Consider the following 24,134-nt stretch of genomic DNA (forward strand, 5'->3'; position numbering starts at 1 on the left):
TCGCCACTACAAGCGCAGCGCATCGGGCGCGTGCAGGCGAAGCATGATCGCTCCGACGCCGGCGGGCAAACGGTGCCTTGTCAGCAGAGAGACCAGAATCATGACCAGAAAGGCTAACGGCACGGACCAGGCGGCCGGTTGGGCCGTGAGCACGCCCGCCCAGCCCTCCAGCGGCCCGCCCAGCACGGTGAGCAGCACCGCGGTCGCGGCCGCCCCGCCGCCGACCACGATCCCGGCCGCCGCGCCGACCGCGGTCAGCCCGCGCCACCAGATGCCGAGCACGAGCAGCGGGCAGAAGCTCGACGCGGCGACGGCGAACGCGAGCCCGACGACCTGCGACACGTCGAGGCTGGCGACAAAGAGGGCGAGCAGCAGCGGTACCACGCCCGCGAGCAACGCCGAGCGCCGGAAATCGCGCACCGAGCCGTGCCCGAGCACATCCGTCGACAGCACCCCGGCCACGCTGGTGAGCAGGCCGGACGAGGCGGAGAGGAACGCCGCGAACGCCCCGGCCGCCACGAGCGCGCTCAGCAGCCTGCCGGTGACGCCGCCGCCGAGCGCGGCCTGGGGCAGCAGGAGCACGACCGCGTCGGTGTTGCCGGTCATGAGCAGCTGCGGGGTGTAGATCCGGCCGAGCGCGCCATACAGCGTCGGGGTCAGGTAGAACACCCCGACCAGGCCGAGCACGACGAGCGTGGTCCGGCGCGCGGCCGCCCCGTCGGGGTTGGTGTAGAAGCGCACGAGCACGTGCGGCAGGCCCATCGTGCCCAGGAACGTGGCCAGGATGAGCGAGTAGGTGCCGAACAGGTCCTGCGGGTCGTCGCCGGGCAGCAGCCACTCGGCGGGCGAGTCGGCGGTGACGTCGGCGACCTGCGGTACCGCCGCCGCTTCTGGAAACACGAGCAGAGCACCTTCGGTGACCGTGTGCTCGCCGGGCGTCAGCAGCAGGGTGCCGTTGGTCAGCACGCCGTCGACGAGGCCGTGCCCGTCGACCGTGGTCGGCTCGCTGACCGTCATCCGGGTGTCGTGATCGACGTCGACGGTCGTGACGGCGGGGAAGCGCGGCCCGTCGGGCGCGGTCAGGGTGGGATGGCCGTCGGCCTGCCACTGCATGACCAGGAAGACGAAGGGCACGGCGAGGGCGGTGAGCTTCAGCCAGTACTGGAACGCCTGCACGAACGTGATCGAGCGCATCCCGCCGAGGGCGACGTTCAGGGTCACCACGACGCCGACGAGCAGCGCGCCGAGGGCGTAGGGGGCGCCGGTCACCGTCTGCAGGGTGAGGCCGGCGCCCTGCAGCTGCGGGACGAGGTACAGCCAGCCGATGAACATCACGAACGCCGTGGCGAGCTTGCGCAGGCGCTTGGAGCGCAGCCGGACCTCGCAGAAGTCGGGCAGCGTGAACGCTCCCGAGCGGCGCAGCGGGGCCGCGACGAACAGCAGCAGCGCGAGGTAGCCGGCGGCGAACCCGACCGGGTACCAGAGCAGGTCGACGCCGTGCTTGAGGACCAGCCCGGCGACGCCGAGGAAGCTCGCCGCGGACAGGTACTCGCCGCTGATCGCGGCCGCGTTCCAGGTCGGGCTGACCATGCGCGAGGCGACGAGGAAATCCGACGTCGTGCGCGCGAACCGCAGGCCGTAGAGGCCGATGGCCACCGTCGCGAGGGTGACCACCACGACGGCGGCCACTGAATAGGAGCTCATCCCTGGGTGTTCTGTCCGCGGTCCTCGACGAGCGCGACGAACTCCTGCTCGTTCTTCTCGGCCAGGTGCACGTACACCGCGCCGACCAGGTAGAGGAAGGGATACGCCAGCACGCCGAGCAGCAGCCACGGCAGCGAGACCCCGAAGAGCCGGGCGTGCGCGACCGCGGGTACCGCGGCGAACAGCAACGGCAGCCCGCCGAGCCCGACCGCGACGACGGCCGAGAGCCGCACGGCCACGGAGAGCTGGGCCCGCACCAGCCCGCGGGCGAGGGCGGTGCCGACCGGGCTCTGCTCCTCCAGCTCGACGCGGGCCGGAGCAGGGTGGATCGGGGCCCGGGAGACGTCCCCGAGCACGACCCTGACGCGCGGAGTTGGCGGCTCCATGGACGGCAGTCTCGCAACGGGCGCGAAACAAAAGCAAGGGCCGACGTCCCCCGTTTGAACGTCGGCCCGTGCTCGGTTTCTTCTCAATACCGCCGATAACAGGGGTACTCCCCCGGCGCAATCGGCTCCGGAACGATCTGACGCGCGCGGTCCCTCGCCAGGTTCCATCCGCGCCAGTCGTCTTGGTCCTCTTGTTCGGTTCGGCCGCCGAGCGCACATTCCCGGGCGCCGGGCGGGAGCTTGTCGAGCTCCTCGGCGGCGTCGGCGGAGAGGGTGCGCAGATACCAGATGTCGGCGTTGCTCTGATCGGCCCTGGCCACGTTGTGGGCGGCGATGAGGCGGTCGGGGTTGATCGCGGCGAGGCTGAGGAGGGTCACCACCCACAGCGCGACGGCGGCGCGGCCGAGCCAGCCTCGCTTTTGCGTCGCGCCGGCGATCATGACCAGCACGAAGAGGCTGCCGAGCCAGAGTTCGACGGTGCTGACGAAGACGCGGAGTCTGGTGAAGCCGTACGCCTGCTCGTACACGTTCATGCGCCAGAGGGCCGAGCCGACCACGACGAGCGCGCAGGTCGCGAGGAGGCCGAGCACGACGCGGAGCAGGTTGCGGTCCTCTTGCGGGGCCTTGCGGGCTGACACCGCGATGACACCTAGCGTGAGTAGGGTGATGACGAGGAGTTGCCAGAAGCCCTTCCGGGCGTATTCCGCGAACGTCAGTCCGACGGTGCGCATGACGTAGTCGCGGTCCCCGAACAGCACCGTCAGCTGGACGGCGACGAACAGCAGGAAGATCGCAAGCACGGCCCCTACTGGAACCAGCCACTCGACTCTGCGGACGGCCCTGGCCCGCGGCGCTCCTTCTCCGACGGCCGAGGGGTTCGCCACCAGGAACGCCGCACCCAACGACAGGCCGGCGGCCGCCAGCCCGACAAACGCCCAGCGGGCGACGGCCTCGGCATCGACCGACGGAATGATCGCGTCCACGACCCGCGCGAAACCGGCATCCGCGCTGGCGAAGAGGGCGCCGAAGGTGAGGAGGAGGGCTATACCGATCGCTATGGAGGCGAGCAGGCGCAGGCCCTTGTTGCCCTGCCCGTCGACTTCGGCCGCACTGGCCGCCTGACTGCCCACGACCGCGCTCGCCCGACCGCCCACGGCCGCGCTCGCCTGACTGCCCACGGCCGGACCGTCCGCCTGGCTGCCCACGACCGCGCTTGCCCGACCGCCCACGACCGGACCGTCCGCCTGGCTGCCCACGACCGCGTTCGCCTGACCACCCACGATCGCGCTCGACCGACCACCCACGGCCGGACCGTCCGCCTGACCACCCACAGTCCCGCCGGATCGAGTCGCCGCGTGCTCACCACTTGACGCGGTGGTGGACCCGCTTGACGCCGCGCGCGTTGTGGCCACGGTGTCGCCGGGCCGAACCGCTGCGGGTCCGGCACCTCGCGAGGCGCTGGGCGATGCCGCGGGCGCTGCGGCTCCGGTGTCGCCGGGCCGAACCGCTGCGAGTCCGGCGGCTCGTGAGGCGTCAGGCAATGCCGCGCGCACTGTGGCCTCGGTGCCGCCGGGCTGAACCGCTGCGGGTCCGGCGGCTCGTGAGGCGTCAGGCAATGCCGCGCGCACTGTGGCCTCGGTGCCGCCGGGCCGAGCCGCTGCGGGTCCGGCGGCTCGTGAGGCGTCAGGCAATGCCGCGCGCACTGTGGCCTCGGTGCCGCCGGGCTGAACCGCTGCGGGTCCGGCGCGTCGCGAGGGGTCGGGTGCATTCGACGGGGCGGGCGTGCCCGACGCGGGTGTCGTGCTGGCCGTGCGGGTCAGGCCGGCGGCTGACCCGGGCGGGATCGACGCGGGTGCCGTGCGGGCCGGGCGCGTCAGGCCGGCGGCTGACCAGGGGATGGCGCGGAAGGCAGCGAAGACCAGGTTGAAGGGAGCGACCAGGACCGCGGGGATGCGGCGGTGCAGCCCGACGGCGAGCGCCACGCAGCCGAAGGCGGTCAGGGCACTCAACGTGAACAGCCACTCGGCGGCGCGGAAGAAGCCGACCGAAAGCAGCGCCAGCGCGGCCACGCACCACAGCAGCGACTCCGCCCGTGCCGTGGTGGCCTTGGCCGGTTGCCGGCGGACCAGCAGCACCGCCAGCGGGACCAGCACGCCCAGGCCCGCGATCGGCCAGCCGATGCCGGGCCGGTCCGGGGGCAGGGCCACGGCGGCGACGATCGCGGCCACCAGTGCGCCGTAGAGCGCCGGGCTGCTCGCGGCCTCGCTGCGTACCGGCCAGGCGCGCTGCCACAGGGTCGGTGGCGGCGGGCCCAGGCGGAACACGTTGATCAGCGCCGGATTCGTCGGCGGCGGCAGCGTTGGGCCCGGCGGCCGTGGCGTGAACGGGTCCGGCTGTCGTGGCGCAAACGGGCCCGGCGGCCTTGCGGCCAGGGCCACGTTTCCTTGCGGCTGTCCGGGCGGTGCGAATTCCCCGGCTGGCTGCCCCGCAGCAGAACCGGGCGCTGCGAAACCCTCGGCCGTCTGCCGTGCAGCGGAACCAGGCGCTGCGAAACCCTCAGCCGTCTGCCGCGCACCTGAACCAGGCGCTGCGAAACCCTCAGCCGTCTGCCGCGCACCTGAACCAGGCGCTGCGAAACCCTCAGCCGTCTGCCGCGCACCTGAACCAGGCGCTGCGAAACCCTCAGCCGTCTGCCGCGCACCTGAACCAGGCGCTGCGAAACCCTCAGCCGTCTGCCGCGCACCTGAACCAGGCGCTGCGAAACCCTCAGCCGTCTGCCGCGCACCTGAACCAGGCGCTGCGAAACCCTCAGCCGTCTGCCGCGCACCTGAACCAGGCGCTGCGAAACCCTCAGCCGTCTGCCGCGCACCTGAACCAGGCGCTGCGAAACCCTCAGCCGTCTGCCGCGCACCTGAACCAGGCGCTGCGAAACCCTCAGCCGTCTGCCGCGCACCTGAACCAGGCGCCGCGAAACCCTCAGCCGTCTGCCGCGCACCTGAACCAGGCGCCGCGAAACCCTCAGCCGTCTGCCGCGCACCTGAACCAGGCGCCGCGAAACCCTCAGCCGGCTGCCGCGCACCTGAACCAGGCGCCGCGAAACCCTCAGCCGGCTGCCGTGCGGCGGAACTGGGCGGGGCTCCCGGGGCGGCTTGGGATCCGGACGGCTTCGTGGGCTGCTCTGGCGTTTCGGACATGACTCGGTGAGCTCCTCACACAAGGCAACGAACACAAGGCAACGAACACAGGACAACGAGCACAGGGCAACGAGCACAGGGCAACGAACATGCGCGCGCGGCATTGCGCGACCGGCCGACGCGAACGGCCGTCACGAGCGAAGGGAAAGTGCGGGGCTACGCGGGCAGCGTCACCCGGATTCGGCAGCCCGGCAGGTCGTCCGGCTGCTCGACGACCGCGATCGTCCCGTCGTGCAACTGGGTCAGCCACTGGGCGATCGCCAGGCCCAGGCCCGTGCCCCCGCCCGAGGCCCGTGCGCCCCGGGTGAAGCGTTCGAAGACGCGCTCCCGCTCGGCGTGGGGGATGCCCGCGCCCTCGTCGGCCACCTCGAGCATCACCCGGCCCGGCTCCCGGCGGCCCAGGATCGTCACCGTGCCGCCGTCGGGGCTGTGCCTGGTGGCGTTGTCGACGAGGTTGGTCAGGACGTGGTGCAGGCGCGCCCGGTCGGCGCGGACCAGGGCGTTCTCCGGGAACGAGCACGTGAGGTACTCGACCTTGTAGCCGGCCGCCGATGCCTTCACCTCGGCCTCCGCCACCACCTCGTGCAGCAGGTCCTCGATGTGGAACAGCTCGCGATCGAGCGGTACGACTCCCGCGTCCAACCGGGAAATGTCCAGCAGCTCGGTGACGAGGCGGCCCAGGCGCTCGGTCTGGGCCAGGGCGGTGCGCAGCGTGGCGGGGTCGGGGTCGGCCACGCCGTCGACGATGTTCTCCAGCATGGCCTGCAGGGCGGAGATGGGCGTCCGCAGCTCGTGGGAGACGTTGGCGATCAGCTCGCGGCGCTGCTGGTCGGCCGCCGCCAGTTCGCCGACCATCTGGTTGAAGGCGACGGCCAGCTGGCCGACCTCGTCCCGCGACGTGGCGCGGACCCGGGTCGAGTAGTCGCCGCGGGCCATCGCGCGGGCGGCCGCCGTCATCTCGCGCAGGGGGCGGGTCACGCCGTGGGCCAGGACCTGGGAGGTGACCAGGCCGACGGTCAGCGCGATGTACGTCGTGTTCGGCGGGATCCAGCCGATGCCGATCCAGAACACCCCGAGCCCCGCGCAGGCCGAGGCCAGCAGGAGGACGGCGAGCTTGAGCTTGATGGAGCGCAGCGGGTCGAGCGGGCGCGGCAGGAGATCAGCCAGGCGTGTCATGCGGACTCCAAGGCATAGCCGACACCGTGGACCGTGCGGATCAGGTCGGCGCCGAGTTTGCGGCGCAGGGCCTTGATGTGGCTGTCGACGGTACGAGTGCCGGAAGCATCCGCCCACCCCCAGACCTCGGCCAGCAGGCGCTCGCGGGGCAGGACCGTGCGCGGGCGGCTGGCGAGATTCACCAGCAGGTCGAACTCGGTCGGCGTGAGGTGGGCCTCGATGCCGGCCCGGGTGACGCGGCGCTGCGCCCGGTTGATCTCCAGGTCGCCCAGGACGATCGGGGTCTGGTTGGGGTCGGGCTGCACCTGGGCCAGCCGCTCCAGCCGGCGGAGCAGGACGTGCACCCGCGCGGCCAGCTCGCGCATCGAGAACGGCTTGGTCAGGTAGTCGTCGGCGCCGACGGCCAGGCCCACGAGCAGGTCGTTCTCGTCGTCGCGGGCGGTCAGCATGAGCACCGCCACCGGCCGCTCGGCCTGGATGCGCCGGCACACCTCGAGGCCGTCGAAGCCGGGCAGCATCACGTCGAGCACCACGAGGTCCGGGCGGATGAGCCGGGCCGCCGCGACCGCGGAGGGGCCGTCGTGCGCCGTGTCGACGGAGAAGCCCTCGGCGCGCAGCCGCACCGCGATCGACTCCGCGATCATCCGCTCGTCGTCCACGACGAGCACGCGGCGCCGCTCACCACCTGGGTTCATGTACCTGAGCGTAGGCCCGGGACGTGCAGGCCCTCAGTCGGCAATGTGCAGGATCTGTGAAGACCTCAGCTCCACGACTTCGCCGCTCGCACCAGGCGATCCTTCAACTCCCGAGTGTGACGGCGCGACACGGGCAGCTCGTGGTCGTCGATCAGCACGACGTACCCCGTGTTGGTCATGCGCAGTTCGGTGATGAGCTTGAGCTGCACGAGGTACGAGCGATGGATCCGGACGAATCCGGCATCGGCCCAGCGCTCGGCCAGCGTGGCCAGCGACACCCGGACGAGGTGCGAGGCGTCGGCGGTGTGCAGGCGCGCGTAGTCGCCCTGCGCCTCGACCCACCGCACCGACGAGCGCGGCAGCATCCGGGTCGTGCCCGCGAGCTCGACGGGGATGGTCGGATCGTCCTGGCGGTCGCGGCGCGCGGCCACGGCGGGGTGGGTGGGCACGAGCCGGGTGGCCAGCACCCGCCGGATGGACTCCGCGATCCGGTCGGCGCGCACGGGCTTGCGCACGTAGTCGGCGACCCCGAGGTCGAAGGCCTCGGCCGCGCGGTCGTCGTACGCCGTGACGAACACGACCGCCGGCGGCTTGGCGAACCGGCCGAGGACCCGCGCCAGCTCCATCCCGTCGAGCCCCGGCATGCGGATGTCCAGGAACACCGCGTCGACGTCGGCGTCGCGCAGCACCCGCAGCGCCTCGGTGGCGTCCCCGGCGCAGTGCAGGCGGCCGACCCGGGGATCGGCCCGCAGCAGGTACGCGAGCTCGTCCAGCGCCGGCACCTCGTCGTCGACCGCCAGCACGCGCAGGAAGCCGCGGTCACTCAACAGCGAACTCAATGCGAACTCACCCCCGGGTGGAACTTCGGCACGCGCATGCTGACCTTGGTACCGGCATCGGGCGCGGTCTCCACCACGACGCCGAACCCGTCCCCAAAAACCGAACGTAGTCGATCGTCGACGTTGCGCAAGCCCACGTGCTGGCCGGCGTCGGCGCCCGTGTCGTCCGCGGTGAGCAGGGCGGCCGGGTCCATCCCGACCCCGTCGTCCTCGACCGTGATGTGACACTCGGCCCCGGCGTCCCGCGCCACGATACTGACGGTCCCCATCCCCGGCTTGCGCGACAGCCCGTGCCGCACCGCGTTCTCGACCAGCGGCTGCAGGCACAGGAACGGCAACGTCACCGGCAGCACCTCGGGCGCGATCTGCAACCGCACCTGCAGCCGTTCCCCGAACCGGGCCCGCTCGATGGTGAGGTACCGGTCGATGGACCGAAGCTCCTCGGCGAGCGTGGTGAATTCCCCGTGGGCCCGGAAGCTGTACCGCGTGAACTCCGCGAACTCGAGAATGAGCTCCCGCGCCAGCTCGGGGTCGGTGCGCACGAAGCTCGCAATGGCCGTCAGCGCGTTGTAGATGAAGTGCGGGCTGATCTGCGCCCGCAGTGCCCGGACCTCGGCCCGGGCGAGCCGCGCCCGCGAGGTGTCGAGCTCGGCGAGGGCCAGCTGCGTGCCGACCCACCGCGCGGTCTCGGCGGTCGCCTGCACCAGCCCCGGCGCGGGCGGCCCGTCGGAGAGCGCCACGAGCGCCCCTTCCCGCTGCGCGAGCGGCACCACCACCGCGCCCCGGATCGGGCAGTCCACGAGGTCGCAGGGCAGGTCGCGCCCGGAGAGCACGGTGGGCCGCCCGGCGGCGACGGCCCGGACCGCCGCGGCCGCCGCATGCTCCCGGTGATGCTCCCCGACCCCGTCGAAGGCGAGCACCCGGCGAGCGTCGGTGACCGCGATGCCGGCCGCCCCGGTGAGCGAGCGCAGATGCCGGATGGCCTTCCCGGCGGCGGCCTCGGTGAGCCCGTTGCGCAGCGGCTCGGCGGCCAGCTCGGCGATGTGCAGCACGTCGTACGTGGCCCGCTGCGCCGCGGTCGCGATGGCCCGCCGCCCCCGATGCCGGATGACGGCGTACACGGCCCCGCCCAGCGCGCACACGAGCACGACGACGATCAGCCCGGCGACGAGGTTGGCAGCCACGCCCGACATCGTGAGCCACAAGGCGTCCTCGACGGAAGACCCCCGGAATCCGGCCGAATCCCCCGTCGGGGTATAAGTCCGAAAAGTCCGATCACGGAGTGTCGGACTTTTCGAGAACTAGTAAAGAGAACTAGTAAGCGCCCTTGCGGAAGACGACCACCCAGATCGTCCGCCACATGGTGTGCAGGTCGAGCACGAGCGACCAGTTGTCCACGTAGTACAGGTCCAGGCGAACCGCGTCGTCCCAGCTCAGGTCGCTGCGCCCGGAGACCTGCCAGAGGCCGGTGATGCCCGGGCGGACCAGCAGGCGGCGCCGGACGTCGCCCAGGAAGTCGCCGTCCTCGGCCGGCAGGGGGCGCGGGCCGACCAGGGACATCTCGCCCATCAGCACGTTGATGAGCTGGGGCAGTTCGTCGATCGAGGAGGCGCGCAGCCAGCGGCCGACCCGGAAGACGCGCGGGTCGTTCTTCATCTTGAAGAGCAGGCCGTCGCTCTCGTTCTGGTCACTGAGCGTGGCCAGGCGCTCCTCGGCGTCGACGTACATCGTCCGCAGCTTCCAGACCTTGAAGGTCTTGCCCTCGCGGCCGATGCGGGGCTGGCGGAAGAAGATCGGGCCGCGGTCCGAGAGCCTGATGGCCAGCGCCACGAACGGGAAGAGCGGCAGGCAGATGAGCAGGCCGAGCAGGGCCAGCACGCGGTCGATGATGTTCTTGAAGAGCCAGCCGAGGCCGGAGAGCTTGGGCTCCTCGACGTAGAGGAGCGGGATGCCCTCGATCGGGCGGATGTGGACCCGCGGGCCGGCGATGTCGGTCAGCTGGGGCGCCACGGCGAGGTCGATGCCGGTGCCCTCGAGCTGCCAGGCGAGGCGGCGCAGCTCCACGGGTTCGGCGCTGGCCGAGCCGCAGACCGCGATCGTGTCGGCGTTGAGCTCGCGGACCAGGGAGAGGATGTCGCGGCCGGCGTGCACGGGCACCGGGGTCACGGTGCTCGGCCGCGGCGCGTAGCCCTCGGTCAGGTGGATGCCGACGGGCACCAGGCCGGCGGCGGGGTCACGGGCGATCGCCGCGTGCACCTCCAGCGCCTCCTGCAGGGTGCCGATGAGCAGCATGCGGTGGGTCGCGAGGTGGAACTTGGTGCGGGCGAGGGCCAGGGCGCGGCGCGCGATGTACCGGAAGATCAGGACGAAGACCAGGCCGCCGACCAGCGCGGAGCCGACCGAGAACCGGGAGAGCTGGAGCTTGAACGCGAACGCGGCGAAGGCGACGATCGCCACCACCGTCCAGGACGCGCGCACGACCCGCTTGAACTCGTCGGTGCCGGCGCCCAGGTACCGCCGGTCGTAGGCGCCGTGGCCCCAGAGGACCAGCAGCCACACGGCCGGGAGGAACACGTACGAGATGAGCCCGAACAGGCCCGGCTCGTTCTTGAAGCCGACGTCGGCGTTCTCCAGGTTGGCCGCGGCGATCAGCGACGAGAGCGCCACCGCGCCCATGTCGAGCAGGACCAGGATGGCGGCATAGGGCCGGTGCCAGCGCGCCAGCCGCTTCGCCCGTTGCCAGCCCGACCGCGGGACGCCGTTCGGGCCCACGGGGACCACTGCATGATCAGGAAGAATCTCGAAGCTGTCGAGTTCACCCAAGGTCGATCTCCGGCTCGGCGGGGTGGCCGGACGTTGGAGACTAGCGGTCACCTCAGTGCGTCCTCTCGCGCCGCGATCGAGGATCGCGGCACAGCTCTGCTCGGCCGGTTGCGAAGTTCGGTGCCGACGTTCGGCTACGAAGTTCACGGGCACCGGAAAGCTCGTGCAAAGTGTCCCATGAGCGCCGAAGCGACCGATGGCGACCGGCCGACACTAGTTGCTGAACGTTATCGCTGTCGAGTGCACTGGCGTAGGCCGGACAGAACTGCGCGTGACAATCACCCCGAGTAGCCCAGCACCCACCAAAGCACACAGAAGCGGCAGCACACTGCCCAGCGGGGGAGTCCACGATCCCCCGAACGGGTTGAGTCCGGCCGAGATACCGCGCTCGAAGCGCGTCATGACACGAGCAAGGGCATAGAGCTGCATCGGTACCGTCAGTGCCGCCGCCACCAGCACCGCCCGTTCCCGCCAGCGCGATGCCGACAGCCACCCTGAGTAACCGGCGGCGAGGGGGGCGAGCAGGATCACCCCCACGCCGAGCGGCATCACATACCGGCCGTGTGCGAACTGCCCCACCTTCGGCGCGAAGTACAGCTCCAGGGCCACCAGCAGGGCCGCGCTGCCGGCGAAGGCCGTCGCGATGCCGAGGCGCAGGCGGCGGTCGCCGAGGACGAGGGCGGGCGCGACCAGGGCGAGGCACAGGGCGTACCAGAGACCGATGACGGCGATCGAGATCGTGGTCTCGCCGTAGTTGAACTGGCCGACGATCTGCCGGGCCCAGAACTCGGCGCGGCCGTCCGCGATGTCGGACAGGATCGCGCCCGAGCTCGTCGGCGGGATCGGCCGGCCCGCGGTGAGGTCGCTGCTCCGCGACGCGACCGCGGCCCAGAACACCGCGAAGGCCGCGCCCAGGGCGGCCGGGACGAGGAACGCCCGCTGGAGCAGCACCCGCGGATGCTGCCGGGTCACGAACAGGGCCAGCGCGATGTCCGCCAGCGCGAAGAACGGCCCCAGGTCGCGGACCGTGAACAGCAGCAGCGCACCCACTCCGGCCAGGGCGAACCGCCGGTGCAGCAGCGCCACGAAGAGCAGCACGGCCGCGCTGATCTCCAGCCCGTTGGGGTTGATCGAGCCGGCCAGGTCGGCCAGCATCGGGGTCGTGACCAGCACCACGGCCAGCCGCTCCAGCCGCCCCGGCGCGATCGCCACCGCCGCCGCGAGCAGCGCGGCCGACAGCGCCGCCGAGAGCAGCCGGGCCCAGATCAGGCCGGTGCCGTCGGGACTGATCCGCAGCGGCAGGCCGACCAGGGCGTAGTAGACCGGGCTGTACCGCGCGGCCGCGCTCGGCACCAGCGCCTCGGCCCGGTCACCGGTCGTCACCAGGCAGGACGCCGGGTGGTAGACCGGCTTGTCGATGAAGGTGCAGTCGGCGTTCTCCGGCAGCAGGCTCCGCGGCCCGACGAACGCGCTGGTCACGTTGCCGCTGGCGTCCGTCGTGCGGTCGTGCGGCAGCCACTGGGCGTCCCAGACCGCATAGGCCCGGACGAGATGCTGCTTCTCGTCGTAGGTCCCGTTCACCGGCAGGGCGAGGGCCCACGCCGCACCGAGGAGGAAGAACGCGGCGAAAGCCACGAGGAACGCACGACGCACGCGGCTCAGCGTACGAGCTTCGACAACCGGCGGTCCGCCAAGGGCTTGCCGTTGGTCTGGCAGGTGGGGCAGTACTGCAGCGACGTGTCCGCGAACGAGACCTCGCGCACCGTGTCGCCGCACACCGGGCAGGGCAGTCCGGTGCGCGCGTGCACGGCCAGCCCGGAGCGCTTCTCGGACTTGAGCGTGGCCGCCTTCTGCCCGACCGAGCGCTCGACGGCGCCGGTCAGCACCGCGCGCATGGCCTCGTGCAGCCGGGCCATCTGCTCGTCCGTGATCTTGTTGGTGAGCGCGAACGGGGACATCTTGGCGGCGTGCAGGATCTCGTCGGAGTACGCGTTGCCGACCCCGGCCAGGATGGTCTGGTCGGTCAGCACGCCCTTGATCTGGCCCTTGCGCGAGCGCATGGCCGCGGCGAACTCGTCGGCATTCACCGCGAGCGCGTCCGGGCCCAGGCGGGCGATGCCGGGCACGAGGCGGGGGTCTTTCACGAAGTACGCGGCGAGGCTCTTCTTGGTTCCGGCCTCGGTCAGGTCGAACCCGGACTCGTCGTCGAGCCGGACCCGCACCGCGATCGGGCCCGAGCCGGGCTTGAGCGGCGTCTTCGCGTTGAACGCGTCGCGGTAGTGCAGCCAGCCGGCGCGGGCCAGGTGGACGATCAGGTGCAGGTCGTCACCCACGTGGATGTCGAGGAACTTGCCGTGCCGGGAGGCGCCCGTGAGCGGCTGGCCGGCGGCGGCGGTGATCGGCGGGTCGAAGGTCTTCAGCGCGCTGAGCGAGGAGACCTCGATGCGGTCGACGGTGTGGCCGGCGGCGCGCTCCCGCAGGAACGCGGCGAGCGCCTCGACCTCGGGAAGCTCGGGCACCCGTACAGTCTGCCTCACCCATCGGTCCGTAGGCTTGCCCTCATCATGAAGGTCGTCGTCGCGCACAACCGGTACGCATCGGGCCAGCCGTCCGGCGAGAACGTGATCGTCGACGCCGAGATCGCGCAGCTGGGCGCGGCCGGGGTCACCGTGCTGCCGTTCCTGCGCAGCTCCGACGAGATCGGCACGTTCTCGACGGCGCAGAAGGTGCTGCTGCCGCTGTCGCCGATCCGCAACGGCGAGTCGCAGAAGGCCCTGGCCACGCTGCTGAAGGCCGAGCGCCCGGAGGTACTGCACCTGCACAATCCGTACCCGCTGCTGTCGCCCTCCGTGGTGAAGACGGCGCACGCGCACGGCGTCCCCGTCGTGCACACGGTCCACAACTACCGGCAGGTGTGCGCGCCCGGGCTGTACTTCCGCGACGGGCACATCTGCACCGAGTGCCGCGGCAAGGCGTTCCCACTGCCGGCCGTGACCCACACCTGCTACCGCGGCTCCAAGGCGCAGTCGGCGGTGATGGCGGCCACGCTGGCGTACCACCGCGGCACCTGGAAGCAGGTCGACCGCTTCATCGCGCTGACCGACCGGATCGCCGCGCACCTGGTCGACTTCGGCATCCCGGCCGAGCGGATCACCGTCAAGCCCAACGGCATCCCGGACGCGGGCGTCGCCGCCGAGCCCGGCGACGGGTTCCTCTACGCCGCCCGGCTCTCCCCCGAGAAGGGCCTGGAGCTGGTCCTGGAGGCCTGGTCGCGGCACCCGGACGGGGCGCTCGGCCCGCTGCGGATCATCGGCGACGGCCCGCTGCGCCCGCTCGCCGAGCAGGCCGCCGAGTCCCGGGCCGACGTGACCTACCTGGGCCCGCTGGCCAACGCCGAGGTGCGGGCCGAGATCGGCCGCGCGGCCTGCGTGATCGCCGCCTCCACCTGGCACGACGTGCTGCCGACGATCGTCCTGGAGGCGCTGTCGGGCGGCCGGCCGGTGCTGGTGACCGACCGGGGCGGGCTGCCGTACCTGGCCGGGGACGCCGGCTGGGTGGTCGAGCCCGAGCCCGCCGCGCTGGCCGACGGGCTGGTCCAGGCCCGCGAGGGCGCGGCCGCGCTGGCGCCCGTGGCCCGGGCCCGCTACGAGACCGAGTTCGCCCCGGACGTGCTGACCGAGCGGCTCGTCGGGATCTACCGGGAGATCGTCGCCGGGCGGGGCTGAGCGGCGGGGGCGCCGGCGGCCGGGCCGACCCAGCGCAGCGCGTAGAGGTACAGCACCACCATGCAGATCAGGCCGGCCGTGGACCCGGTCAGCAGGCCCCACGCGGCGCCGTGCAGGCCGCCGAGGTCCGCCCCGAGCGTCAGGCCGCTGAGCGAGACGACGGCGAACACGACGTACTGCAGGAACAGCATCCGGGCCCGGTGCATGCCGCGCATCGCCGCCGTGAACGGCACCTGCAGCAGGTAGACCGCGCCCTGCAGGGCGATCGGCAGGGCCAGCGGGGCCGCCTCGGAGAACTTGTGGGTGTGCACGAGCACGTAGGAGACGATCGGCCAGACGATCAGCACCATCAGCGCGCCCAGCACCGCGAACGCCGTCGCCAGGGTGCGGGTCTGGCGGCGCAGGACGGCCGCGGCCGCGATGCCCTCGGGGCCGGGCTTGGCCGCGTCGGCGGCATTGCGCGAGGCCCGCGGCACCAGCAGGCTCTGGACGGCCGTGATCAGATTTTGTACCGGCTGCAGCTGCACGGTCTGCACGAAGCGCAGGTTGCCCAGGTCGACCTTGGACAGCCGACCGGCGACCACGAAGCTGATCGCCAGCACCTGGATCTGGGCCACGATCGCCGTGACGGTGAACCAGCTCGACAGGTGCCGGGTCTCGGTGAGCCACGCCAGCGGGTTGCCCGACCAGGGCAGCCGCTTCTCCCGCAGCAGGTACACCGTGATGCCCGCCGTCGCCCCGATCCCCCAGACCGAGAGCAGGCCGCCGGCGCTGGAGCTGTGCGTCAGGATCATGGTCACGACCAGCACCGCCTGGGTGCCGGCCCAGACCAGGTCGATGCCGAGCGCCTTGTCCGGCCGCCGGTCGGCCAGGTAGTCGCAGCGCGCGGTGTCGTGCAGCATCACCGGGACCATGAACGGGGCGAGCCAGATGAGCTCGTGCAGGTCGATCTCGCCGCGATTCGGCCACGCCGCCCAGAGCACCACGAAGACGACGGTGGCGATGAGACCGGAGCACAGCGCGGTCGCCAGGCCGTTGCGGGCCAAACGGATCCGGGGCTCCCCGTCGTAGCGGGACGCGAGCGCGAGCAGCACGTCGCCGACGACGGCGCGGTTGAGGTACATCGCGAAGTACCCGACGGCCAGCGCCAGCGCGAGCGCGCCGAACTGCTCCTTGGGCAGCAGGATGCCGCCCAGGAGCGTGTTCGCCGAGTTGGCCGCGGCGATGACGACCTGGTCGAGCAGACCCGCGCCGACGAAGCGGGAGGCGCCGCGCAGACCCTGCAAGCGGCGCAGCAACGGCCTTGTCGTCACAAGCCGAGAGGGTCGCGAGCGAGCTTCACGACACGCACCTTACGTGAACCCCAAGTGACGAGACCATCCGGTCTTTGAGGTATTTCCGAGGTCGGCCGCAAGGTCATCTACCAGGACACATCGAGGGGCTTGCCCTCCGCGTACCCCGCCGCGCTCTGCACACCGACAGTAGCCCGCGCGGCGAACTCGGCGAGATCGGCCGCACCCGCGTAGGTGCACGCGCTGCGGACGCCCGCGACGATCTCGTCGAGGATGTCCTCCACGCCCGGGCGGCGCGGGTCCAGGTACATCCGCGACGACGAGATGCCCTCCTCGAACAGGGCCTTGCGGGCCCGCTCGTAGGCGCTGTCGTCGGCCGTGCGGCGGCTCACCGCGCGGGCCGAGGCCATCCCGAAGTTCTCCTTGTACAGCCGCCCGTCGGCATCGCGCCGCGGGTCGCCCGGCGACTCGTGGGTGCCGGCCAGCCAGGAGCCGATCATCACGTTGGACGCCCCGGCGGCCAGGGCCAGGGCCACGTCGCGCGGGTGGCGCACGCCGCCGTCGGCCCACACGTGCCCGCCGTGGCGGCGCGCCTCCTCGGCGCACTCGAGCACGGCGGAGAACTGGGGCCGGCCCACGCCGGTCATCATCCGGGTGGTGCACATGGCGCCCGGCCCGACGCCGACCTTCACGATGTCGGCGCCCGCGGCGAGCAGGTCGGCCGTGCCCTCGCGGGTCACCACGTTGCCGGCCACGACCGGCACCGACGGGTTGAGCGCCCGGACCGACCGCAGCGTGCTGACCATCCGCTCCTGGTGGCCGTGCGCCGTGTCCACCACGAGCACGTCGACCCCGGCGGCCAGCAGCTTGTCGGCCCGCCCGGCGGCGTCGCCGGTGATGCCGATCGCCGCGCCGATGCGCAGCCGGCCCTCGCCGTCGGTGGCGGGTGAGTACAGGGTGGCCCGCAGGGCGGCATTGCGGGTGAGAATGCCGACGAGCCGGCCGGCCGGGTCGATGACGGGCGCCAGCCGGTGGTGGCCGGCGGCCAGGCGGTCGAACGCCTCCTCCGGCGTCACGTCGTCGGGCAGGGTGAGCAGGTTGCTCGACATGACGCTGCGCAGCTGGCTGAAGCGGTCCACGTCGTGGCAGTCGGCCTCGGTGACCACCCCGACCGGGCGGCCGTCCTCGACCACGATCACCGCGCCGTGGGCCCGCTTGGGCAGCAGGTCGAGCGCGAGCGACACGGTCTCGGTCGGGCCGAGCGTGATCGGGGTGTCGTGCACCAGGTGGCGCTGCTTGACCCAGGAGACCGCCTCACCCACGACGTCGATCGGGATGTCCTGCGGGATGATCGCGATGCTGCCGCGGCGGGCCACGGTCTCGGCCATCCGCCGGCCGGCCACGGCGGTCATGTTGGACACGATGACCGGAATCGTCGTGCCGCTGCCGTCGCGTGAGGTGAGATCGACCTGCATTCGCGACTCCACGGCCGAGCGACTCGGCACCATGAAGACGTCGTCGTAGGTCAGCTCGTGCCCGGGCGTCTGGTCGTTGAGAAACCGCACGTTGGGCAACTGTAGCCGCCCGGCCCACCCGGGTGAGCGCTCTTGAGACTTCCGGGCCAGGGCGGCACCATGTCCGTAGCCGTGCCCTTGCGAGGAGTGATCACCATGCAGGTACACGAAGCAATGTCCACGACCGTCGTCCAGCTCGGCCCCGACCACACCCTGCGGCAGGCCGCGGCCCTCATGGCCCGGCGAAAGGTCGGCTCGGCGATCGTCGTCGACCCCGACGGCTCCGGGGTGGGCATCATCACCGAGCGGGACATCCTCAACGCGATCGGCACCGACCTCGACCCTGACGCCGAGCGGGCCGCCGATCACATCACCTGGGAGGTCGTCTACGCCGGCCCGGCGTGGACGATCGAGGAGGCCGCGGCCGCGATGGTCCGCGGCGGCTTCCGGCACCTGGTCGTGCTCGACGGCGACGATGTGTTGGGAGTCATCTCGGTGCGCGACATCGTGCGAGTCTGGGTCCAGACGTCGATCCCGGCGTGATTCTTCGCGCGATCCGGCCGTTCGGCCGCAAGAACCTCGCCGCCGCTTGGAAACCCACCAGGAACACCCCAGGTGGACGGCGGGAACTCGGCTGAACGGCCGGTGCGCGCCTGCGTAGGCTGCCAGGCATGCAGCTGATTTCTTTCTCCCGTGGCGCGCCCAGTCTCGACATCATCGACGTCGACGGGCTCAAGGCCGCCGCCGTTCGCGCCTTCGAGGCTGACCCGGCCGGCATCACGGCCTACGGCACGTCCGTGGGCTACCTTCCGCTGCGCAAGTGGATCGCCGAGAAGCACGGCGTCGAGGCCGACCAGGTCATCGTCACCAACGGCTCGATGCAGGCCGACGCGCTGCTCTTCGAGCACATGGTGAAGCCGGGCGACGCCGTGATCGTGGAGAAGCCGACGTACGACCGGACGCTGCTGAACCTGCGCAACCTGGGCGCCGAGGTCCACCCGGTGACGCTGCAGGCCGACGGCATCGACGTCGACGAGCTGCGCGCGCTGCTGGAGAGCGGGGTCCGCCCGGTCCTGGCGCACATCATCCCGAACTTCCAGAACCCGGCCGGCGTCACCCTGTCGGCGGCGAAGCGCACCGCGCTGCTCGCGCTCGCCCGGGAGTACGGCTTCACGATCTTCGAGGACGACCCGTACGCGGACATCCGCTGGCGGGGCGAGAAGCTGCCGTCGATGCTGTCCCAGGACACCACCGGCGCCGTGGTGCACGCGAGCTCGTTCACCAAGACCATCGCGCCCGGCCTGCGGGTCGGCTATCTCGTCGGCCCGAAGGGGACGATCGGCGGGATCGCCGCGAAGGCGACCACGGTCTACATCTCGCCGAGCATGGTGGCCGAGGCGATCGTGCACCAGTTCTGCGCGGCCGGCGACGTCCACCGCTCGATCGAGAAGGTCTCCTCGGTGCTGGGCGAGCGGGCCCGGCTGCTGGGCGAGGGCCTGCGCAAGCACATCCCGGACGCCACCTTCGTGGAGCCCGACGGCGGCTACTTCCTCTGGGTCGAGCTGCCCGAGGACGTCGACACCACCGAGCTGGAGAAGGTCGCGGCCAAGGACTTCGGCGTGGCCGTGGTCAAGGGCTCCGACTTCCTGCTCGAGGGCGGCAAGCACTCGGTGCGGCTGGCCTTCTCGGCGGTGCTGACCGACCAGGTCGACGAGGGTGTGCAGCGGCTGGCGGCGGCGATCGAGGCCGTGCGCAAGGCCGCCTGAGGGCCCGCGTCCACGCACAAATACACGTTCCAAGGAACCTGACACCAAACCGTGATGGTGGGGGTGGTTCCGCAGGCGGCATCGGATGGATCAAAATCCAGCCCGGCGCGCTTTTCCTGCTGCGCCCCAATGGCATCACCCCCCGCCCCCCAACGGCACCGGGTGGGCCGACCGCGCCCCCACCCCCCACCTGCGGTCGGTCCGCCCGGTGCCAACAAAGCCGTGCGGGCCGGCCCCTCGTCTCACCGGGAGGTCGAGATGGCCGACGAACAGCACCCGAATCCCCGACCGCTGCAGCGCGCGCTGTCCCGGCCGGTGCGGGCGATGTCGCGGATGCTCACCAACAGCGCCGCGCTGACCACGAATCCCCCGGCCGCGCAGTCGGAGCACAGCGCGATCGTGGACTGCGCGCTGTATATCGACGGGATTCGCCAGCCCGGCGAGCGCACCTACGCCGAGGCTCTGCACGCGGCCCGGCGGCACCGCGGCTTCGTCTGGATCGGGCTCAAGGAGCCGCGGGCCGGCGAGATGGCCGCCATCGCCGAGACGTTCCAGCTGCACGAGCTGGCGGTCGAGGACGCGGTGCAGTCGCGGCAGCGGCCGAAGGTCGAGCGGTACGGCGAGATGACCTTCCTGACCATGCGCACCGCCCGCTACGTGGAGCACGACGAGCTGACCGACACCAGCGAGGTGGTCGAGACCGGCGACGTGCTGATGTTCATCGGCGAGCACTTCGTGATCACCGTCCGGCACGGCGACGCGAGCCGGCTGGCCCCGGTCCGCTCCCAGCTGGAGCGGCGGCAGGAGGTGTTGGCCCGGGGCCCGTGGGCGGTCGCCTACGCGGTCGCCGACAGCGTGGTCGACACGCTCGTCGACGTGGCCCAGAACATCGAGGAGGACGTGGCCGCGGTCGAGGACCAGGTCTTCAGCGCCGAGGGCACCCGGGGCAAGCGCACGTCCAGCCGCATCCAGCGGATCTACCAGCTCAAGCGCGAGCTGATGGAGTTCAAGCGGGCCGTGCTCCCGCTCCAGCGGCCGATGAACGGGCTGGTCTCGGGGCAGCTGGCGGAGGTGCCGGAGGAGATCAAGCGGTACTTCCGCGACGTCGGCGACAACCTCGCCCGCGCGGTTGAGCAGGTGCTGTACCTCGACGACGTGATCAACTCGGTGCTCGCGGCCCGGCTGGCGCAGGTGAGCGTCGACCAGAACAACGACATGCGCAAGATCGCGGCGTGGGCCGCCATCGCCGCCCTCGTGACGTCCATCGCCGGCATCTACGGCATGAACTTCGACTACATGCCCGAGACGCACTGGGTCTTCGGCTACCCCGGCGTGATGGCCCTCATGCTCGCCGGCTCGGGTGCCCTGTTCTGGGGCTTCAGACGCAGCGGCTGGCTCTGAACACATAGGTGGCCCGCCCCCCGTGGCCGGGGGCGGGCCGCCTAAGTGATCGACCGACGTACTAAGAGCGACTGTTCTTGGACGCCGAGCTGTTCTGCATCGGGCTCTTGTCGAACTCGGTGCCGCTCGTCGGGCCGGTGTTGGTGCTCTTGTGGCCGATCAGGTCCGAGGCGCGGTCCTTGGCCTCCTGACCCATGGTGCGAGCCTTGTCGATACCCGCGTCCATCGAGTTCTTCGCGGAGTCGAGCAGCGAACCGGTGTCGCTGGTGGTGCGGGTCGAGCCGTACTCGTCCCACGCCTGCTCGTTGCGGCGCCGGCGCATGTACGCGGCCGCGACACCGGCGGCGGCACCGGCCACCACCAGGCCGCCGATCGCCATCGGCAGGCGGCGCGAGGGCTTGGGCTCGTTGCGCATGAGCTTGTTCTTCGTCCTGCGGCTCATCTTCTCGGCCTTGCGGCTCGCCTTCTGGGCCTGCTTACCGGCCTTCATGGAGCGCTCGCGGGCCATCTCCATGACCGACTCCATACCACCCATGGCCATGGTCATGCCGCTGTCCAGCCGCGGCTTCACCGCCTTGCGGGCGGCGTCGACGCGTGGCGCCAAGGCGCCCGAAGCGCCATCGGCGGCATGCGCCGCGGCCATCCGCAGGTGATCGAGGCTCTGCCCGAGCTCGTCCTGCATGAGCCGGGTGTGCGACTGCACCTGACGACGTCGAAACACTTGCTCCACCTCCCGAGGCGCGAAATCTCGTCCATCCCCGGTTACCCCGAACCGACCAGGGGGAACCTCGCGGCCAGGGACCGCTTCGTCATCGTGCAACGAACCGGGCGGCCGTACACCCGGAACCGGGAGAATCCCCGTCGGATACCGTGATGACGGAATGTCACCAAGGAAAGGGAGAACTGGTGGCCGAGCAACTGTTCGCGACGCTGCACACGAATGTCGGCGATATCCGGATTGAGCTGTTCCCCAACCGCGCCCCGAAGACCGTGCGCAACTTCGTGGAGCTCGCCGAGGGCACCAAGGACTACACCGACCCGCGCACGGGTCAGGCGGGCAAGGGCCCGTACTACGACGGCGTCATCTTCCACCGCGTGATCGCCAACTTCATGATTCAGGGCGGTGACCCGACGGGCACCGGCACCGGCGGTCCGGGCTACAACTTCGACGACGAGATCCACCCGGAGCTGCGCTTCGACCGGCCGTACCTGCTCGCCATGGCCAACGCCGGCATCCGCTTCGGCCAGGGCACCAACGGCTCGCAGTTCTTCGTCACCGTCGGGCCGACCCCGCACCTCAACGGCAAGCACACGATCTTCGGCGAGGTCGCCGACGACGACTCCCGCAAGGTCGTCGACCAGATCGCCACCACCCGCACCGCCAGCATGGACCGCCCGGTGAACGACGTCGTGATCCAGAGCGTTTCCATCGACCGGGTCGGCTGAACCAGCCGCGCGAGCAGTGGACGGGCCGGGCCTCACCGGATTCGGGTGAGGCCTGGCTAACCTTGTCACCATGACTCAGCCGCCGCCGGCGAACGTGGTCCCCGTCTGCTACCGGCACCCCAATCGCGAGACGTACGTCCGGTGCACCCGATGTGACCGTCCGATCTGCCCCGACTGCATGAACGAGGCCTCGGTCGGCTTCCAGTGCCCGGACTGCGTCCGCGAGGGCAGCAAGACCCAGCGGCAGGCCCGCACGGCCTTCGGCGGCAGCCAGTCCGGCGCGGCCGGCACGGTGACGATCACGCTCATCGTGATCAACGTCATGGTCTTCATCATCGGGATCATCAGCGCCGGTCGCGGCGCCGCCGACGGCCTCGGCGGGGGCGGCCTGGGCGGCCTGCTCGGGGGCTCGACGCCGCTGCACGACTGGGGCGCCGAGGTGCCCTACTTCACCGCCCGCGGCTCGGGCATCCGGCTCCCCGGCGACAGCGTGGCCGACGGCCACTGGTACCAGCTGTTCACGTCGATGTGGCTGCACTACGGCCTGCTGCACCTGGCCATGAACATGTGGGCGCTGTGGATTCTCGGCCGCCCCTTGGAGGCCGCGCTCGGCCGGATCCGCTTCCTCGCCCTGTACATCCTGTGCGGCCTCGGCGGCAGCGTGCTGGTCTTCCTGCTGGCCGGGCCGAACACCGCCAGCGCCGGCGCGTCGGGCGCCATCTTCGGCATGTTCTCCGCGCTCATCGTGATCCTGCGCAAGATGAAGCTCAGCGTGGCCAGCATCATCCCGGTGCTGATCTTCAACCTGGTCATCACGTTCAGCTTCAGCGGCTACATCTCCTGGCAGGCCCACGTCGGCGGGCTCATCACCGGTGCGATCGTGGCCGCCGGGTTCGCCTACGCGCCGTCCAAACAGCGCACCCAGCTGCAGGTCGCGACCGTGGTCGGCACCCTGGCCCTGCTCGCCATAGCGTTCGCGGTGGGATTGTCACAAGTGCCCGCCGTGGGTACCGTCTAGCGCTCGCCCGCCCGCCAGACGCGCCCCTGCAGCAGGGCGTCGGCGCCGACCCAGACGAAGTTCATCATGCGGGTCGCGGTGCGCTCCGGGTCCTCGTCGGCGTGGTCGGCCAGCCAGTCGGCGAGCGACTCGGCCGCGCCGACGTAGGCGAACGCCATGGCCAGGAAGTCGTCGGCGGCGGTCGGGCGGGTCGCGTCGGCCTGGGCCCACGCGCCCTCGAGCAGGCCGGCCACCACCTCGACGATCCGGGTGCGCATGCCGGCCAGTTCGGCGGCGAACGGCGGCTCGCTGCGGGCCTGGCGGTAGAGCACCTGCCAGCCGTCGCGGTGCGCACCCACGAAGGCGAAAAAGGCCCGCAGCCCGTTCCACAATTGCTCGTCAGGGCGGGCGGTGGGGACGACACCGGCGGCGACCGCCTCCATCAGCCGGGTCGCCTCACGCTGCAGGCAGGCCAGGAACAGCTCGTCCTTGGTGCCCAGGTACGCGTACACCATCGGCTTCGAGATGCCCGCGACCTCCGCGATCTCGTCCATCGAGGCCGCGTGGAAGCCCCGCCTGGAGAAGACTTTCACGGCCGCGTCGAGCATCTGCTGCTCGCGCACGACTCGGGGGAGGCGTTTCAGCATCTTGCCACCTTACCTACTCGTGCGTAAGGTTACGCGTGAGTAGCTTATTCGATGGAGGGCCACAAACCATGTCCGATCTCGACGCCCTGGGCGACTTCAACAACGTCGACCCGAAGCAGTTCGCGCAGCTGGTCAAGAACGCGCCGGACTCGCAGCTGGCCGACATCATGAGCAGCCCGCAGCGCAAGACGATCCTGGACACGATCTTCTCCCGGTTCCCCGAGCTGTTCCGGGCCGACCGCGCGGGCTCGACCAACGCGATCATCCACTGGAACATCACCGGCGCCCCGGACGGCGGCGCCGACTCCTACGAGCTGGTCATCGCCAACGGCACCTGCGCGCTGTCGCCGAGCCCCGACCAGGAGCCGAAGCTCGCGATCACCGTCGGCCCGGTCGACTTCCTGAAGGTCGTCTCCGGCGTCGGCAACCCCATGATGATGTTCATGACCGGCAAGCTCAAGGCCAAGGGCGACCTCGGCCTGGCCGCCAACATCGCGAACCTCTTCGACATCCCCAAGGCCTGACCGCC

At 71.3% G+C, this 24,134-nt stretch carries 21 protein-coding genes; 7 read left to right on the forward strand and 14 right to left on the reverse strand.

Annotated elements, in window-relative coordinates:
• Positions 1-6: 6 nt before the first annotated feature.
• From ACQPZ4_RS50525 to ACQPZ4_RS50570, 10 genes are all read right to left on the reverse strand, one after another.
• On the reverse strand, positions 7-1,704 hold the full coding sequence (locus ACQPZ4_RS50525) for a cation acetate symporter (RefSeq protein WP_433053846.1): 1,698 nt from the start codon (positions 1,702-1,704) through the stop codon (positions 7-9).
• Entirely contained in the window at positions 1,701-2,090 is a 390-nt protein-coding gene (locus ACQPZ4_RS50530) for a hypothetical protein (protein WP_433053849.1), read from the reverse strand. The genes ACQPZ4_RS50525 and ACQPZ4_RS50530 overlap by 4 nt, the downstream gene beginning before the upstream one ends.
• A gap of 83 nt (positions 2,091-2,173) precedes the next feature.
• Positions 2,174-4,414: a DUF4153 domain-containing protein gene (locus ACQPZ4_RS50535; protein WP_433053852.1), complete on the reverse strand. Its 2,241-nt coding sequence runs from the start codon at positions 4,412-4,414 to the stop codon at positions 2,174-2,176.
• A 1,026-nt stretch (positions 4,415-5,440) separates the two neighbouring features.
• Positions 5,441-6,460, reverse strand: coding sequence for a HAMP domain-containing sensor histidine kinase (locus ACQPZ4_RS50540; RefSeq protein WP_433053855.1), 1,020 nt, complete (start codon positions 6,458-6,460; stop codon positions 5,441-5,443).
• Positions 6,457-7,155 carry a response regulator gene (locus ACQPZ4_RS50545; RefSeq protein WP_433053858.1) on the reverse strand — a complete coding sequence of 233 codons (699 nt, stop codon included), beginning with the start codon at positions 7,153-7,155 and terminating at the stop codon, positions 6,457-6,459. Before ACQPZ4_RS50545 ends, ACQPZ4_RS50540 begins: the two co-directional genes overlap by 4 nt.
• A 65-nt stretch (positions 7,156-7,220) precedes the next feature.
• The gene (locus ACQPZ4_RS50550) at positions 7,221-7,982 is read right to left on the reverse strand and encodes a LytR/AlgR family response regulator transcription factor (protein WP_433067102.1); all 762 of its coding nucleotides are present in this window, start codon (positions 7,980-7,982) and stop codon (positions 7,221-7,223) included.
• A gap of 8 nt (positions 7,983-7,990) precedes the next feature.
• Positions 7,991-9,178 (reverse strand): sensor histidine kinase, encoded by a 1,188-nt coding sequence (locus ACQPZ4_RS50555; protein WP_433053861.1) that lies wholly within the window; start codon positions 9,176-9,178, stop codon positions 7,991-7,993.
• A 130-nt stretch (positions 9,179-9,308) separates the two neighbouring features.
• Entirely contained in the window at positions 9,309-10,817 is a 1,509-nt protein-coding gene (locus ACQPZ4_RS50560; protein ID WP_433053864.1) for a sugar transferase, read from the reverse strand.
• A 213-nt stretch (positions 10,818-11,030) separates the two neighbouring features.
• Positions 11,031-12,470, reverse strand: coding sequence for a DUF2142 domain-containing protein (locus ACQPZ4_RS50565; protein ID WP_433053867.1), 1,440 nt, complete (start codon positions 12,468-12,470; stop codon positions 11,031-11,033).
• Between the two features lie 5 nt (positions 12,471-12,475).
• Entirely contained in the window at positions 12,476-13,336 is an 861-nt protein-coding gene (locus ACQPZ4_RS50570; RefSeq protein WP_433053870.1) for an Fpg/Nei family DNA glycosylase, read from the reverse strand.
• A gap of 45 nt (positions 13,337-13,381) precedes the next feature.
• Between ACQPZ4_RS50570 and ACQPZ4_RS50575 the strand changes: the two genes are divergently transcribed.
• The gene (locus tag ACQPZ4_RS50575) at positions 13,382-14,542 is read left to right on the forward strand and encodes a glycosyltransferase family 4 protein (RefSeq protein ID WP_433053873.1); all 1,161 of its coding nucleotides are present in this window, start codon (positions 13,382-13,384) and stop codon (positions 14,540-14,542) included.
• On the opposite strand, the gene ACQPZ4_RS50580 is transcribed toward ACQPZ4_RS50575, so the two are convergent.
• Together ACQPZ4_RS50580 and ACQPZ4_RS50585 are read right to left on the reverse strand one after the other, a co-directional pair.
• Positions 14,512-15,855, reverse strand: coding sequence for a hypothetical protein (locus tag ACQPZ4_RS50580; RefSeq protein WP_433053876.1), 1,344 nt, complete (start codon positions 15,853-15,855; stop codon positions 14,512-14,514). The two genes, ACQPZ4_RS50575 and ACQPZ4_RS50580, sit on opposite strands and share 31 nt — an antisense overlap.
• Positions 15,856-15,962: 107 nt before the next feature.
• Positions 15,963-17,342 carry a GuaB1 family IMP dehydrogenase-related protein gene (locus ACQPZ4_RS50585; RefSeq protein ID WP_433067104.1) on the reverse strand — a complete coding sequence of 460 codons (1,380 nt, stop codon included), beginning with the start codon at positions 17,340-17,342 and terminating at the stop codon, positions 15,963-15,965.
• Between the two features lie 162 nt (positions 17,343-17,504).
• Between ACQPZ4_RS50585 and ACQPZ4_RS50590 the strand changes: the two genes are divergently transcribed.
• From ACQPZ4_RS50590 to ACQPZ4_RS50600, 3 genes are all read left to right on the forward strand, one after another.
• Positions 17,505-17,891, forward strand: a complete 387-nt coding sequence (locus ACQPZ4_RS50590; RefSeq protein WP_433053879.1) for a CBS domain-containing protein — start codon at positions 17,505-17,507, stop codon at positions 17,889-17,891.
• Between the two features lie 128 nt (positions 17,892-18,019).
• Positions 18,020-19,114, forward strand: coding sequence for a PLP-dependent aminotransferase family protein (locus tag ACQPZ4_RS50595; RefSeq protein WP_433053882.1), 1,095 nt, complete (start codon positions 18,020-18,022; stop codon positions 19,112-19,114).
• Between the two features lie 258 nt (positions 19,115-19,372).
• Entirely contained in the window at positions 19,373-20,515 is a 1,143-nt protein-coding gene (locus ACQPZ4_RS50600; RefSeq protein WP_433053885.1) for a magnesium and cobalt transport protein CorA, read from the forward strand.
• Between the two features lie 61 nt (positions 20,516-20,576).
• Here the strand turns inward: ACQPZ4_RS50600 and ACQPZ4_RS50605 are convergent, their stop codons facing one another.
• Entirely contained in the window at positions 20,577-21,236 is a 660-nt protein-coding gene (locus ACQPZ4_RS50605; RefSeq protein ID WP_433053888.1) for a hypothetical protein, read from the reverse strand.
• A gap of 185 nt (positions 21,237-21,421) precedes the next feature.
• On the opposite strand from ACQPZ4_RS50605, the gene ACQPZ4_RS50610 reads away from it, so the two are divergent.
• Together ACQPZ4_RS50610 and ACQPZ4_RS50615 are read left to right on the forward strand one after the other, a co-directional pair.
• Positions 21,422-21,961, forward strand: a complete 540-nt coding sequence (locus tag ACQPZ4_RS50610; protein WP_433053891.1) for a peptidylprolyl isomerase — start codon at positions 21,422-21,424, stop codon at positions 21,959-21,961.
• Between the two features lie 70 nt (positions 21,962-22,031).
• A complete protein-coding gene (locus ACQPZ4_RS50615; RefSeq protein WP_433053894.1) occupies positions 22,032-22,979 on the forward strand; it encodes a rhomboid family intramembrane serine protease in 948 nt (315 codons plus the stop codon).
• On the opposite strand, the gene ACQPZ4_RS50620 is transcribed toward ACQPZ4_RS50615, so the two are convergent.
• Positions 22,976-23,605 carry a TetR/AcrR family transcriptional regulator gene (locus ACQPZ4_RS50620; protein ID WP_433053897.1) on the reverse strand — a complete coding sequence of 210 codons (630 nt, stop codon included), beginning with the start codon at positions 23,603-23,605 and terminating at the stop codon, positions 22,976-22,978. The two genes, ACQPZ4_RS50615 and ACQPZ4_RS50620, sit on opposite strands and share 4 nt — an antisense overlap.
• 68 nt (positions 23,606-23,673) lie before the next feature.
• On the opposite strand from ACQPZ4_RS50620, the gene ACQPZ4_RS50625 reads away from it, so the two are divergent.
• Positions 23,674-24,129, forward strand: coding sequence for an SCP2 sterol-binding domain-containing protein (locus tag ACQPZ4_RS50625; protein WP_433053900.1), 456 nt, complete (start codon positions 23,674-23,676; stop codon positions 24,127-24,129).
• Positions 24,130-24,134 lie beyond the last annotated feature (5 nt).

It is taken from the genome of Dactylosporangium sp. CS-033363 (assembly GCF_050942475.1).
Taxonomy (GTDB): Bacteria; Actinomycetota; Actinomycetes; order Mycobacteriales; family Micromonosporaceae; genus Dactylosporangium.